General features: G+C 70.4%; 12 protein-coding genes. 7 read left to right on the top strand and 5 right to left on the bottom strand.

The window, feature by feature from the left end; all coding sequences use genetic code 11:
* Nucleotides 1-28 precede the first annotated feature (28 nt).
* Nucleotides 29-1495 carry an MFS transporter gene (locus ACIBVQ_RS12445; protein WP_399177320.1) on the bottom strand — a complete coding sequence of 489 codons (1467 nt, stop codon included), beginning with the start codon at nt 1493-1495 and terminating at the stop codon, nt 29-31.
* 65 nt (nt 1496-1560) lie between these two features.
* Here ACIBVQ_RS12445 and ACIBVQ_RS12440 point away from each other — a divergent pair, with 65 nt between their 5' ends.
* Nucleotides 1561-2550 carry a helix-turn-helix transcriptional regulator gene (locus tag ACIBVQ_RS12440; RefSeq protein ID WP_399177318.1) on the top strand — a complete coding sequence of 330 codons (990 nt, stop codon included), beginning with the start codon at nt 1561-1563 and terminating at the stop codon, nt 2548-2550.
* 42 nt (nt 2551-2592) lie between these two features.
* Here the strand turns inward: ACIBVQ_RS12440 and ACIBVQ_RS12435 are convergent, their stop codons facing one another.
* Nucleotides 2593-3048, bottom strand: a complete 456-nt coding sequence (locus ACIBVQ_RS12435; RefSeq protein WP_390039583.1) for a hypothetical protein — start codon at nt 3046-3048, stop codon at nt 2593-2595.
* Between the two features lie 857 nt (nt 3049-3905).
* On the opposite strand from ACIBVQ_RS12435, the gene ACIBVQ_RS12430 reads away from it, so the two are divergent.
* The 3 genes from ACIBVQ_RS12430 (at nt 3906) to ACIBVQ_RS12420 (ending at nt 6236) form a co-directional block, all read left to right on the top strand.
* Nucleotides 3906-4349: a nitroreductase family deazaflavin-dependent oxidoreductase gene (locus ACIBVQ_RS12430; protein ID WP_352015468.1), complete on the top strand. Its 444-nt coding sequence runs from the start codon at nt 3906-3908 to the stop codon at nt 4347-4349.
* Between the two features lie 104 nt (nt 4350-4453).
* The gene (locus ACIBVQ_RS12425) at nt 4454-5929 is read left to right on the top strand and encodes an FG-GAP and VCBS repeat-containing protein (RefSeq protein WP_399177315.1); all 1476 of its coding nucleotides are present in this window, start codon (nt 4454-4456) and stop codon (nt 5927-5929) included.
* Nucleotides 5930-5990: 61 nt separating this feature from the next.
* Entirely contained in the window at nt 5991-6236 is a 246-nt protein-coding gene (locus tag ACIBVQ_RS12420; protein ID WP_386192363.1) for a twin-arginine translocase TatA/TatE family subunit, read from the top strand.
* Nucleotides 6237-6238: 2 nt separating this feature from the next.
* Here ACIBVQ_RS12420 and ACIBVQ_RS12415 read toward each other — a convergent pair whose 3' ends face one another.
* A complete protein-coding gene (locus ACIBVQ_RS12415; protein WP_352015474.1) occupies nt 6239-6937 on the bottom strand; it encodes a pentapeptide repeat-containing protein in 699 nt (232 codons plus the stop codon).
* Nucleotides 6938-7088: 151 nt separating this feature from the next.
* On the opposite strand from ACIBVQ_RS12415, the gene ACIBVQ_RS12410 reads away from it, so the two are divergent.
* From ACIBVQ_RS12410 to ACIBVQ_RS12400, 3 genes are all read left to right on the top strand, one after another.
* A complete protein-coding gene (locus ACIBVQ_RS12410) occupies nt 7089-7898 on the top strand; it encodes an alpha/beta fold hydrolase (protein WP_399177313.1) in 810 nt (269 codons plus the stop codon).
* Between the two features lie 158 nt (nt 7899-8056).
* Nucleotides 8057-9280, top strand: a complete 1224-nt coding sequence (locus tag ACIBVQ_RS12405; RefSeq protein WP_399177311.1) for a hypothetical protein — start codon at nt 8057-8059, stop codon at nt 9278-9280.
* A gap of 165 nt (nt 9281-9445) precedes the next feature.
* Nucleotides 9446-11011 carry a M28 family metallopeptidase gene (locus tag ACIBVQ_RS12400; RefSeq protein ID WP_399177309.1) on the top strand — a complete coding sequence of 522 codons (1566 nt, stop codon included), beginning with the start codon at nt 9446-9448 and terminating at the stop codon, nt 11009-11011.
* A 100-nt stretch (nt 11012-11111) separates the two neighbouring features.
* Here ACIBVQ_RS12400 and ACIBVQ_RS12395 read toward each other — a convergent pair whose 3' ends face one another.
* Both ACIBVQ_RS12395 and ACIBVQ_RS12390 read right to left on the bottom strand, forming a co-directional pair.
* Nucleotides 11112-11612, bottom strand: a complete 501-nt coding sequence (locus ACIBVQ_RS12395; RefSeq protein ID WP_352015478.1) for a MarR family transcriptional regulator — start codon at nt 11610-11612, stop codon at nt 11112-11114.
* Nucleotides 11613-11745: 133 nt separating this feature from the next.
* Nucleotides 11746-12885 (bottom strand): SGNH/GDSL hydrolase family protein, encoded by a 1140-nt coding sequence (locus ACIBVQ_RS12390; RefSeq protein ID WP_399177307.1) that lies wholly within the window; start codon nt 12883-12885, stop codon nt 11746-11748.
* Nucleotides 12886-13156: the final 271 nt, after the last annotated feature.

Below are 13156 nucleotides of genomic sequence, written 5' to 3'. Positions count from 1 at the left end.
AGCGCCCCGAACGTCCCGCGTGGGCTTCCTACTCGGCGTGCTCGACCGTGGTTTTCGGGAGGGCGAGCATCACGAGTGCCGTGACCAGGTAGAGCGCGGCGGAGACGATCAGGACGACGCCGAGCGCGTGGCCGTACTCGGGCAACCCCGGTGCTCCGGTGGCCGAACCGGTGACGGAGGTGAAGAAGACCGTGCCGAGTACGGCGATGCCGACGGCGCCGCCGATCTGGTTGACGGTGGACAGCACCCCGCCCGCCGCGCCCGCGTCGCGTCCGGGGACTCCCGCGAGGACGACGTTGACGAGAATGGGCGCGGCGAGACCGAGCCCGAGGCCACCGATGAGGAGCGCGAGGGCGAGCAGCCAGTACCCGGGATCGTCTCCGTCCCTGACGAAGGACCACAGGACGAGCTGGGAGGCCGCGACGGTGAGCGAGCCGGTGACCAGGAGCGTTCTGCCCGCCCTGGCGGCGAGGGCGACGCCGAGGCCGGAGGTGACGATCGAACCGAGCGCGTACGGAAGGATCACCAGGCCGGTCTCCCACGCGGTCCGGCCGGTTCCGTTCTGGAGGTAGACCGAGAGGGTGAGGAAGTACGACCCGATGCCGCCGAAGAAGAGCACCGAAGCGGCCAGGCCGACCGTGAAGGCCCGGATTCGCAGCAGAGCCGGGTCGAAGACGGGTTCGTCTCCGCGTCCGGTGAGGCGGCGCTCGTGGACGAGGAAGATCGCGAGCACGATGGCTCCGGCCGCCAGGAGGGCGTAGCTGCCCCAGGTCCATCCCCATGCCTCGGTCTGGACGATCGGCAGCAGCAGGAGAAGGATGCCCGTGGCCGCCAGGAGCGCGCCGGGGAGGTCCAGCCGGGCGGTCGAGGCGGAGCGGGACTCCGGCAGGACCTTCGCGCCGACGACGAGCGCCAGGATCGAGACGGGCACGTTGATCCAGAAGATCGTGCGCCAGCCCAGGCCGAACAGGTCGGCGTCGACGAGCAGCCCGCCCAGCAGCGGGCCGGCGACCGAGGCGAGGCCCTGGACCGCTCCGTAGGCGCCGAACGCCTTGGCACGCTCAGCCGGGGCGAACGACGCCCGGATGATCCCGAACACCTGCGGGACCATGATCCCGGCGGTCAGTCCCTGCCCGGCCCGCATGCCGATGAGCGCCCCCGGATCGGCGGCCAGCGCGCACAGCGCCGAGGTGACCATGAACCCGGCCAGTCCGATCATGAACAGCCGCCTGCGGCCGTACCGGTCACCGAGCCGTCCACCGGTGATCAGGCCCGCGCCCAGGGCGAGGGCGTAGGCGGCGATCGTCCACTGGATCTGGGCGTCGCCGGCACCCAGGTCCTCGGCGATCGCCGGGGCCGCGACGGTGACGATCGTCGCGTCGAGAAGGTCCATGAAGGAACCGAAGAGCACCACCAGCAGCGCGGCGCCGGAGACGGGTGCCGGAACGGCCCCGATGGTGCGAATGCCCTTTCGGGGGCTCGGGGAATGGGTCATGTCGACCACCGTCGTCGGCGTAGTTGCCATCGAGTGGCCGCTATCGGGGGGAGAATCGAAGAATCATGGCCACCACCTCCGCGCGGGCGCTCAAGCTGCTGTCGATCTTCGGGATCGGCGCGACCCTGACCGCCGAGGAACTCGCCGCCCGGCTCGGGGCGTCGGTGAGAACCGTGCGCCGCGACATCGACACGCTCCGGGACCTCGGGTACGAGATCGAGGCCGTCCGCGGAGCGGGCGGCGGGTACCGGCTCGGCCACGCCACCCGCCTGCCACCGGTCGTCTTCGACGAGGACCAGGCCGTCGCCGTGGCCGTCGCGCTCCAGACCGTGCCGACGGTCCTGTCCGGCATCCGCGAGAACGCGGCCCGTGCCCTCGCCACGCTGCACCAGGCGATGCCCGCGCGCAGCCGCCTGCACGCGGAGGCGTTCACCGTCTCCTCGGCCCGCAACTACTGGGAGTTCCCCGCGCCACCGATCGACGCCGAGATCGTCCGCGCCGTCGGCAGCGCGATCAACCGGCGGCACCTCGTCCGCGTGGACTACACCGGCGACGGCGAACCCGTCACGCTCACACTGGAGCCGCACGACCTCGTGGTCTGGGCCGCGCGCTGGTACCTGGTCGCCTTCGACCCGGACGCCGACCGATGGCGCGCGATGCGCGTGGACCGCTTCACGCCGCACACGCCCACGCACACCCCCTTCGTCCGGCGTGACATCCCGCACGGCGATCCCGTCGCCTTCGTCATGACCGCGCACGACCGCGGGGACGCCGCCGCCGAATGGCAGTGCCGTGGCTCGGCCGTCCTCGCCCTGCCCGCCTCGACCGTCGCCAGGTTCGCCCCCGGTGGATCGACGGTCGAGTACGACACCGAGGCCACGTGCCGGCTCACCCTCGGCGCGTGGTCATGGCCGGGGCTGGCGGGACTGCTCCTCACCTTCGACGCCGACATCACGGACATCGAACCGGCCGAACTCCGGCAGGCCCTGCACTCCCTGCGCGCCCGGATCAGCAGGGGGCTCGAACCCACCACGCCACCTTCGCCAGGGCGGTGAGGCGGGCTCCGGCGTCGGCGGCGCCGGAGCCCGGGACACACCTCAGTTACCTATGGGAACCTGGAGCACGAACTCCCGGTACGCCTCGTCGAACTGCGCCATCGCCGCCGAAGGCGACGGCGGTACCTGGCCACCGCCTCCGGCCAGCTCACGCAGGCCGTCGGTGACGTCGATGGCGGCGGCCGTCAGCCACGGCGCGGAGACGGGCTGGAGGACACCGTTGGCCCGATCGAGCTGTCCGACCTGCTTCACGGTCACCGACGCGCCGTAGAGCGCCCGTACGGCGGATCGGAAGTATTCCAGCGCCTCGGCGCGAAGCCTGGAGTTGCTGGTCCCCCTCGCCTCGTGCAGAGTGGCGAACCCCCGGGTCAGATCTCCGACGTACTGGAACTCCTGGCTCACCGGCAGCACCCGGCTCGTACGGAAGGCGATCGCCCACTCCGGCGGGCAGGTCGTCAGGCAGGGCGGGGGCGGGCATCCAGGGCACCACCTGTTCACCAGAACAGGGATCTCCAGGCAGTCCAGGATTCTGCCCCACCATTCGATCTGCGTGCAGTTCCTGAGGTTTTTGGCCGAGGCAGACGTACTGGTGACTCCCTGAACCGATAACAGGGATACGAGAAGAGCGAGCAGACAAGCCGCCCACCGGCTACGTTTCACTGATCCTCCTGGGGGGTGCCGGGTGCGTTTTCCTCACGCGCACCGGGGCGATTTTCGTCCGGCTCCGGGCCGGAGCACCCTCGTTCTACATCTCCGTTATCCGCCGGTCCATCCTGACATCCGGCCCATGACGGCAAAGGCCCGTCCGAAAATCGATCCGCTGCGAGAAGGGCCAGGAAGACCGACGTTCACCGGCCTACGACTTTCCAGGAACGACAGGACCGAGAGGCCCGGAAACAACTGATCCCGATCCGCGCGGGAACCCGAATCACGGGCCTTTAAGATCATGAATTGGATTGGGCTAAGTGAACAACGGAATACCCCCGGAACGGGCCGGGCACATCGTGGGTGTATTCCACGGTCGAATACCGCCCCGAGGCTCGGCTAATCGCCCTTGTCGTTCACCGGGACCGACTCCGGTCCCGACTGCCGAGTTCACCGGTGAAGGGCGTTGTCCCGCGCCCGTCCGCGACCCGCCATTCATGGGCGGTGAAGGCGTGTCCTTCCCGGCGCCCGCATACGACGCGCGGTCCAGGCGCCTCCTCAGGACACGCCGACCGCGCGAAGGTGGACCGAGGCGGCGTCCCGGCCGATCCGGTCGTCGCCACTTGGGGCCGGGTACTCGAACCGGACCGTCCGCGATGCGACAGTTGGACCGCGCGGCATCATCCGTAGGCGACGACAGGGTGGCCATCATGCCTCTTGAGGGCGAGTACGGGCCGAGTCCGGCTCAGTGGATACGCGAACAGGTCGAGCTGTACGAGAGTTCGGACGGCACGCGGGGGACGACGCTCTGGGACACGGGACTGCCCGTCGTCATCCTCACGACGCGCGGCGCGCGAAGCGGCAAGCTTCGTAAGATCCCGCTGATGCGCGTGGAGCACGAGGGACGGTACGCGGCCGTGGCCTCCAAGGGCGGCTTCCCGCGTCATCCGGACTGGTACTTCAACGTCAGGTCCGACCCACGCGTGGAACTCCGGGACGGCGCCGTACGCCAGGACATGACGGCCCGTGAGGTCACCGGGGACGAGCGGGCCGAGTGGTGGGAGCGCGCGGTCGCCGCGTACCCGGCATACGCGGAGTACCAGGAGAAGACAGACCGGGTGATCCCCGTCTTCGTGCTGGAACCGGGTACCTGACACCGGGTGGGCGTGTCCCGTTTTCCCAGGTCGGCATGTTCCCTACGTGAGCCGGACACGCGGATTTCACGCGCTCGTGGTCCTGGGCGGGGACCGTTCGACCTATGAGCGCCCTCCTCGCCTCCGCTCTGCTCACCTCCCTCCTCTCCCCCGCCAACACCGTCACGAGCCCTCCCGCCAACGCCGTCACGAGCCCCTCCACGGACGCCGTCACGGGCGCCGCCGGGGAGTGCTCGGGGGTCGCCTCCGACTTCGACGCCGACGGCCGTCCCGACACCGTGGTCGCCGCGCCGTACGCCACGGTCGGCGGGGTTTTCCGCGCCGGTGAGGTGACCGTCAGGTACGGCACCGGCAGGACCGAACGGCTGGCCCAGGGGAGCCGGGGCGCGCCCGGCGCCGCGGAGACCGGTGACTCGTTCGGCTCGGCCGTCGCGGCCGGTGACTTCGACGGGGACGGGTGCGCCGACCTCGCCGTGGGGGCGTCGGAGGAGTTCCTCGACGCCAGGAGGCCCGGGGAGGACGGTGACGGGGTGGTGTACCTGTTCCACGGCTCGCCTCGGGGACTGCGCCCGGGGAAGGCGCTGGACGTCACGGGGTTCGGGCGGCGCGCGACGGGTGACCGGTTCGGCGCCGCGCTCACGGTCGGGCAGCTCGACGGCGACAGGGCCGACGAACTGGTCATCGGGGTCCCCGGACTCGGCGTCGGGGGCGGGATCGGCGTCTACGGCGTCAAGGGGCACCGGCCGTACACGCTCACCAAGGAGACCCCGTGGATCGCCCAGGACGCGCTGAGCACCGACGAGTTCGGGGCGACGGTGGCGGCCGGTGACTTCGACGGCGACGGCCGCGACGAGGTGGCGGTCGGCGCGCCGGGGGACGGCGGGCAGCGTTCGGGGGCCGGTTCGGTGACGATCCTGGACCTGGCCGCGCGGCAGGCGGGGGCCTACACCCAGGAGAGCCCGAACGTGAAGGGCTCGGCGGAGAAGTGGGACTACTTCGGCGCCGCCCTCGCCGTGGGGGACTTCGACGCCGACGGCCGCGACGACCTGGCGATCGGCGTGCCGGGCGAGGATCTCGACGCGAACGTGCGTGCCCTGGACTACGGCGCGGGCGCGGTCCACGTGCTGTACGGCTCACGCCGGGGGCTGAGCGCGCTCGGCAGCGAGATGTGGACCCAGAACACCCGGGGCGTCGTGGGCAGGGCCCGCTACGCCGACCGGTTCGGCACCGCGCTCGCGGCCGGTGACTTCAACGGGGACGGGGACGACGACCTGGCGATCGGCGTTCCCGGTGAGAGCGCGGTCCAGGTCCTGGCAGGGACCCGCTCCGGTGGGCTGACCAGGCACCACAACGTCCTCATCCCGCGTGGACGCGACGGTTTCGGCGCCTCCCTGGCCCCGGTCAGGCGGGCGGACGGCTCCCCCGACGATCTCCTCGTGGGCTCCCCCGACCACGGCACGGTGGTCCTCATCGGCGGTGCCGCACGCAAGGGCTCGTATCCGGGGCTGTCCGCCCGGCGGCTGCGCCCGCACGGGTCCGGTCCCGCCGGGTCGCTGTACGGCTACGCCCTCCTGCCGTGAGAGCACTCGGGGGCGTGCGTACGATCGAAGGCGAAGCACCCGTTTCCAGTAAGGATGTGTCATGGCTGGTCTGGGAACCGGCGAGATCCTCATCATCGCCCTCGTCCTGGTGGTCCTCTTCGGATCGAGGAAGCTGCCCGACATGGCCAGGTCCGTCGGCCGGTCGCTGCGCGTGTTCAAGGCGGAGACCGCCAGGCCGCACGCGGACGACGAGTCCCGGCCCGTCCCGGCCGCCTCGCTTGAGGAGCAGGCGCGCCTGCTTGAGGAGCAGGCCGCCCGCCTGCGCGCCCAGGCCTCGAAGGCCTAGGGTCACAGGACCGTCAGCCCCCGGTCGGTGAGGATGGCCGCCGCCTGCCCCGAGGTGATGACGGCCCCGGCGAGGGAGCGCAGGTCGCGGTCGTCGGGCTGACCGAGGTCGGTTCCCCGCAGGTCGGTCCTGGTGAACGTGGTGTTCACCAGCCGTGCCCTGATGATCCGGCAGTCGGTGAGGACGGCGTCGGTGAAGTCGCAGCCGGACAGGTTGGCCTCGTCGAACCGTACGCCCTCGATCTCCTGCTTCCTGAAGGAGCAGCCGGACACGTCGGCCAGGGTGAGGTTGGAGCGCGAGAGGGTGAACGGGGTCCCCCGGGTCCCGGTGAGGGTCGCGCCGATCATCCGGCAGCCGGTGAAGCTCACGTCGGTCAACAGGGCGTTGCCGAACCGGGCACTCGACAGGTCGGCGTTGACGAAGACCGCGTCGGTCAGCTCCGCGTTGAGGAACCTGAGGTCGGCCCCTCCCCCGCCGTCGAACCTGGCGCCGTCGAGGTCGGCGCCCCGGAAGTCGGCGCCGTCGAGCGCGCACCGGTCGAACACACACCCCACGAGGACGGCCTCGCTCAGGTCGGCCCGCCGCAGGTCACAGTTGACGAACCTGTACGGCTCGGCCGCCAGCACGTCGGTCAGCGCCATCTCCGAGAGGTCCAGCCCCTCCACGTCCCGCTGGGTCGCGAGCAACTCCGTGACGTCCATGCGTAGACATCCAACCAGAGCCTCAGCCGACCCTTGACGAGATCGCCAGAGCAAAAAGAGAGCACTGCTCTTGACTTCCACTCCGCAAGGGAGCACGATTGACCCATCGAGAGCGCCGCTCTCGAAAACAACGAGTGCTCACGGAGGAGACATGGAAACCCGGTTCCTGCAGGTCGACGGTGGCCGGATCGCCTACGACGTCGAGGGTGACGGCCCGCTGGTGGTCATGATCCCCGGCATGCTCGACAGCCGTGAGTCCTACCGGTTCCTGCGCCCGCTGCTCGTGCGGGCCGGATACCGCGTGGCGACCATGGACATCCGCGGCTGCGGGGAGTCCTCGGCCGAGTGGGCCGATTACTCCTACGAGGCCCAGGGCCGCGACATCGCCGCCCTGGTCGGGCACCTGGACGCCGGGCCCGCCGTACTGGTCGGCAACTCCTACTCCGCAGGGTCCATCATGTGCGCCGCCGCCGAGACCCCCGCCCTGGTCGCCGGGGTGGTGCCGATCGCGAGCTTCGTCCCCAACCTGCCGACGGGGCCGGTCAAGAGGGCGCTGCTGGCGCTGGTCGGCAAGGCCCTCGTGGCCTTCCCCTCGGTCTGGGGCGCCTACCTCAGGTCCGCCTACCCCAGCGCGCCGCCCGCCGACCTCGCCGGCTACCGCGCCCGGTCGGTCGCCGCCCTGCGCACCCGCAGGAACGCCACCCGCGCCTACGTCTCCGCGCCCCCGATGAGCGAGGCCTGGCTTGACCGGGTCACCTGCCCGGCGCTGGTCGTCATGGGCACCGCCGACCCCGACTTCGCCGACCCCGTGGCCGTCGCCGAACTCCAGGCGGCCAGGATGAACGCCCCGCTCACGCTGGTCGAGGGGGCGGGCCACTACCCGCACGCCGAGTTCCCCGAGGTGCTCGCCGGCTCCCTGCTGCCCTTCCTCGCCCGGGTGCACGCCCGGGTCGCCGTGTGACCCGGGGACGCCGAAACCACGGATACCGGACTGCCGGAATTCCCACGAAGTGCAGCAATAGAATGAAATGACCGAAATCTCGTCCTATTTCTCTCCAGACAGGAACCTTTCCCACCGTTCACGCGTCTGTTATCGCGGGGAGAGACGATAGGAGACAAATGCCCGAAAAGCCGGGGTTGTTGACACGTGTCATCGCGGGATTCAAGGGTGAGGTGCCCGCGACCACCCTGGAGGCGTTACAGAAGGCGGGGATAGGCGTCTACCAGGTACTCGACGAGGTCGAGGTCCTGCGCAGGGGCATGGCGGTCGAGGGAGTCGACCCGTGGAGCGCCTCCGAGGCGGTCGCCGCGCAGCAGCTGTACTCGTGGAACGCGTTCGTGCTGCAGACACTCGGCGACAAGATGATCGAGGCGGACTACCGCGCCGACGCCAAGACGGTCGGCTACCTGCCACAGGTCACCGCCGAGCAGGTGTGGGCCTTCTTCGGCCAGGTCGAGGGATGGCTCTCGCTGGCCCGCCAGGCCGCGGCCAACCCCGGGTTCAAGATCGCCGACCCGCGTGAGCTGCCCGCCGACCTGCCCGGCTGGGTCGAGGTCCAGCCCTGCCCGCGCGCCCACCTGGAGGCGATGATCGCCGCCGCCGCCGCGATCAAGGAGCACGCGGAGCTGGCGCTCGGCCTGCTCGAACAGGCGGGCGTCCCCGAAGAACGGCTCGCCGACCGCGACCGGCTGCGGCAGGTCGCCGCGCGGGCCGCGACCGCCGCGGACTACGCGATCAACATGTACTCCCCCACCGCGGACACGCAACTGCACGAGCTGATCGAGGAACGGCTGCGCGGCGCCCTGGAGACCTACCACCACCTGGGACAACTGGTGGCGATGCCCACCCTGCTCAGGACGTACGGCCAGAGCGGCACCCCCACGGCCCCGACCGCTCCCGCGCCCCCGCAGCAGCAGCGCAGGAAGCTGCCGCGTCCCGGCCAGCCCGGCTTCGACCCGTGGTGCCTGACCGACCCCAAGACGCTGAACCGGTGGGCGAAGGACGCGCGCGCCCGCGAGTCGATCACCGAGCTGTGGCGGCACGACCCCAACCCGGCCCAGACGTTGCGTTTCCAGGAGGACATCAACGACGGGATCGAGCGCGGTGACGTCTCGGTGCTGAGCCAGCACTACTACTGCTGCCCGTGGGCGCCGATCTACCGGGCGAACAAGCCGATCCTGGTCGGCGACCGGCGGCTGCAGGCGGGGCAGGAGTTCACCTACGAGGCCTCCGCCGAGGAGATCCTGGAGACCGGGCGGTTCGTCAGGAAGATCATCAATGGTCCGTTCACCACGACGAACCAGGTCGACTACTGCAACCCCGGCGACTTCCACGACGACTGACGGACCTGCGGACCTGCGGGGAAAAGCCGCGTTCGCCTTTCAGAAAAAAAGACTCTTTCCCAAATGCCGTCAGACGGTTAGGTTTCCATTCAGTGTCACGTCGCGATTCTCACCGGTGACACGTCAGGAGATTTCTCCGTAATTCTGAGCAGTGGAGGAGTCCAGATGCGCACAAATCTGCGCAGAAACGCGATCCGGCTCGTCGCCGTGGCTTCGGCTTTCGGCCTGCCTCTCGCATTGGTCCCACCGGCCCAGGCCGATCCCGGGGTGAGCGCCGTACAGAGTCAGCTGGTCAAATCTGTGACGGCGCCCCTGGTCAAGAACCACCTGCGGGCGCTGCAGAACATCGCGAACGCCAACAACGGGACCCGCGCCGCGGGGACGAAGGGGCACGACGCCTCCGCCGAGTACGTCGCGGCGAAGCTGCGCAAGGCCGGTTGGCGTGTCACGCTCCAACCGTTCGAGTTCGGCTACTTCACGGAGAACTCGGCCGCGACACTGGCCCAGATCTCCCCCGACCCCAGGACGTACACCCCGACCGAGCCGGGCAGCTCCACCCTCGGCGACTTCTCGACCATGACCTACTCCGCCTCCGGCGACGTCACCGGGACCGTGCAGGCCGTGGACCTGACGCTGCCGCCGTCCCCGGCCCCCAGCTCGACCTCGGGCTGTGAGGCGTCGGACTTCGCCGGATTCACCAGGGGCAACGTCGCGCTGGTCCAGCGCGGCACCTGCGACTTCGAGGTCAAGGCGCGCAACGCCCTGGCCGCGGGCGCCTCGGCGGTCATCATCTTCAACGAGGGTCAGCCCGGCCGTACCAACACCGTTCTGGGACGGCTCGCCGGCCCCGGTGTGACCATCCCCGTGCTGGGAGCCAGCTTCGCCGTCGGCGAGGACCTGGCCTCCCCCGCCGGCACGGTCGTGCACATCAAGACCGACACCACCAGCGAGAACCGCCTCACCCACAACGTGATCGCCGACTCGCGCTGGGGCGACCCGAACAAGGTCGTCATGATCGGCTCGCACCTCGACTCGGTCGTCGACGGCCCCGGCATCAACGACAACGGCTCGGGCAGCGCGGCCGACCTCACCGTCGCCGAGGCGCTCGGCAGGATCCCCACGACCAACAGGCTCCGCTTCGCCTGGTGGAGCGCGGAGGAGCTCGGCCTGCTCGGCTCCCAGTACTACGTCGACAACCTGCCCGCCGACCAGCGCGCGAAGGTCAAGCTGTACCTCAACTTCGACATGGTCGCCTCCCCCAACTACGCGCTGAAGATCTACGACGGTGACGACTCCGACCAGACGGGCTCGCCCGCCGGTCCCGCCGGTTCCGCCGAGATCGAGAAGCTCTTCGAGAAGTACTTCGACACCCTGCGCCAGCCCCACAACGGCACCGACTTCGACGGCCGCTCCGACTACGGACCGTTCATCGAGGTCGGCATCCCCTCCGGTGGCCTGTTCACCGGCGCCGAGGGCATCAAGACGGCCGAGGAGGCCGCGCTGTTCGGCGGCGTCGCGGGCCAGCCGTACGACGGGTGCTACCACCAGGCCTGTGACACCATCGCCAACATCAGCGACAAGGCCCTCGCGCTGAACACCGGCGCGATCGCCACCGCCGCCGTGGTGTACGGCTTCAGCAGGAACCTGCCCGGTTCCGGGGCTCCGGCCGCGGCCGCCCCCCAGAAGAAGTCCCTGGCCGCCGTGTCCGCCGACGGTCGCGTCAGCGGCTGACGACGGGCACGCCCCCGGCGAGACTCCTGACGGCCCCCGGTCACCCGACCGGGGGCCGTCCCGCGTCACGGCCCGGACCGGCCGCACCCGCTTCGCCGTCTCACTCGACCGAGACGTCCCCCAGGGACTCCAGCAGCACGCGGAGCGTCCCGGCGAGCCGTTCACGATCGTCGAGGTCCAGTGCGGCCAGCAGCCGTGCCTCGTTGGCCACGTGCAGCCCGACCAGTTCCTCGACGATCTCCCATCCCCTGGGCGTGAGCCGTACGGGCACCAGGCGGCGGTCCCTGACGTCCCTGACCCGCTCGACCAGGCCCCTGGCCTCAAGCCTGTCGATCCTGTTGGTGATCGCCCCCGAGGTGACCATCGCCGCCCGCAGCAACGCCACCGCCGTCAACTCGTACGGCGGGCCCGCCCTGCGCAGCGTGGCCAGCACGTCGAACTCCCAGTGCTCAAGCCCGTGTGCGGCGAAGAACTCCTTCAGCTCGCGCTCGAACAGCCGGGAAAGGCGCGAAATCCGGCCGACGATCCCCATCGGCCACACGTCAAGGGTCGGCCGTTCCCGCTCCCACTGGGCCAGCAACGCGTCCACCGCGTCACCCATCGCACCTCCCGGCCAGAGCGCCACGGCCCATGTCTTCCCGTCGGCAAGGGTAGCGGCGAGGGGCCGTACCGGTGCGCGCCACCGGATCACATCGTGACAGGTCGTGCCGGAGGGGCCGGGAGGCGGCCTGAGGCTAGAGCTTGAGCAGGCCGAGGTCCACGGTCTCGGCCATCGCCTGGGCGCCCGCGTCGTTGAGGTGCGTGTGGTCGCCGCTGTCGAACTCGGCACGCAGGTGGTCGGGCCGCTCCGGATCCTGCACGGCCGCCGCCACGTCGAACACCCCGTCGAAGACGTCCGTGCCGCGGATCCACTCGTTGACCGTCCGCCGGATCTCCCGCACCTCGGGCGAGTCCAGCCCGGGGTAGGTCGAGTCGGCGAACGGGCCGATGGTCGCCACGAGGATCCGCAGGCCCGCCTCGTGGCTCCTGCGGGCCAGTTCGGTGAACCCGGCGACGAGTTCCCCGGCCGTCACGGGCGGCTGCCCCCACATGCCGGGCAGACCCAGGTCGTTGATGCCGAAGTTGACCAGCACGTGGCTCACACCCGGCACCTGGAGCACGTCGCGCTCGAAGCGGGCCAAGGCGTGTTCGCCGATCCCGTCGGCCAGCAGGCGGTTGCCCGCGATGCCCTGGTTGACCGCCCAGCCCCGTTCCAGCCGCCGGTTCAGCAGGTTCGGGGAGCGCCGGTTGGCCCCCGTGGTCGTGCCGACCCCCTCGAACCAGGAGTCACCGAAGGCGACGGCGACCGTGGTGCCCTCGGGGGCGAGCACGTCGACCCCGGTGACGTAGAAACGCGCGCCGACCTCCCGCGCGCCGGGAAGCGTCGTCGCCGAGACGGCGTCGCCCTCGACCACGTACCCGGTCTCGGCGGGCTGGTGGGAGAAGGTGGCCAGGCCCGTCTCCTCGGGGAGGTACAGGCTCAGCACCAGGTCGGTTCCCGCCTCGACCGCCAGCTCGACCGGGTCGCTCACGACCTCGCCGCCCGCCGGGACCGTCGTGCCGTCCCGCCCGTCGAAGCGGAGCCCGGTGTCGGTCTCGGGGTCGATCTCCCCGCCCCGCCCACCCGCGGGCCGTACGGCGACGCGGGCGGCGGCGACGCTGAGCGGGTCGGTGCCGTACCGGTTGCTGAGCCGTACGCGCAGGGTGGTTCCCCCGCCGTCGAGGTGGAGGATCTGCCGCAGGGTCATGCCCGTGAAGGAGAGCGGCTGGTTGAACGAGAGCTGCGAGGGGTCGATCACCGCGGACCTGAAGGCCGCCACCCATGTCGTGGTCACAGTCGTCCCAACCCATGGTCAAACAGCCATATTCCATCCAGGAGGCCGTGCGTCGCCGAGCCCTGGAAAGGTGAATTGATTTCCGTCCGGCATTCGCCCGTCAGGTGAATTCCGACGCCCCCGGATTTACCGGAGACCCGCCCCCGGCGGGGTATTCGAACTGATCTGCGACAAGCCGGAGCCCCGTCCCCGCCGGGGATGGCGGGCGAGATGAACCCTTCCCTACAGGCATGAAATGTTCTCATCCCGCAATCTCCTCTCCGCCCCCTTT

The organism is Streptosporangium sp. NPDC049376 (assembly GCF_044466505.1).
Taxonomy (GTDB): domain Bacteria; phylum Actinomycetota; class Actinomycetes; order Streptosporangiales; family Streptosporangiaceae; genus Streptosporangium.
The sequence above is the reverse complement of the archived record's forward strand: the minus strand, read 5'-3'. Positions and strand labels throughout refer to the sequence as shown.

Excerpts from the sequence above, each read along its gene's own strand:
- ACIBVQ_RS12445 (WP_399177320.1), bottom strand. The coding sequence starts at position 1,495 with ATGACCCATTCCCCGAGCCCCCGAAAGGGCATTCGCACCATCGGGGCC.
- ACIBVQ_RS12440 (WP_399177318.1), top strand. The coding sequence starts at position 1,561 with ATGGCCACCACCTCCGCGCGGGCGCTCAAGCTGCTGTCGATCTTCGGG.
- ACIBVQ_RS12430 (WP_352015468.1), top strand. The coding sequence starts at position 3,906 with ATGCCTCTTGAGGGCGAGTACGGGCCGAGTCCGGCTCAGTGGATACGC.
- ACIBVQ_RS12425 (WP_399177315.1), top strand. The coding sequence starts at position 4,454 with ATGAGCGCCCTCCTCGCCTCCGCTCTGCTCACCTCCCTCCTCTCCCCC.
- ACIBVQ_RS12420 (WP_386192363.1), top strand. The coding sequence starts at position 5,991 with ATGGCTGGTCTGGGAACCGGCGAGATCCTCATCATCGCCCTCGTCCTG.
- ACIBVQ_RS12415 (WP_352015474.1), bottom strand. The coding sequence starts at position 6,937 with ATGGACGTCACGGAGTTGCTCGCGACCCAGCGGGACGTGGAGGGGCTG.
- ACIBVQ_RS12410 (WP_399177313.1), top strand. The coding sequence starts at position 7,089 with ATGGAAACCCGGTTCCTGCAGGTCGACGGTGGCCGGATCGCCTACGAC.
- ACIBVQ_RS12405 (WP_399177311.1), top strand. The coding sequence starts at position 8,057 with ATGCCCGAAAAGCCGGGGTTGTTGACACGTGTCATCGCGGGATTCAAG.
- ACIBVQ_RS12400 (WP_399177309.1), top strand. The coding sequence starts at position 9,446 with ATGCGCACAAATCTGCGCAGAAACGCGATCCGGCTCGTCGCCGTGGCT.
- ACIBVQ_RS12395 (WP_352015478.1), bottom strand. The coding sequence starts at position 11,612 with ATGGGTGACGCGGTGGACGCGTTGCTGGCCCAGTGGGAGCGGGAACGG.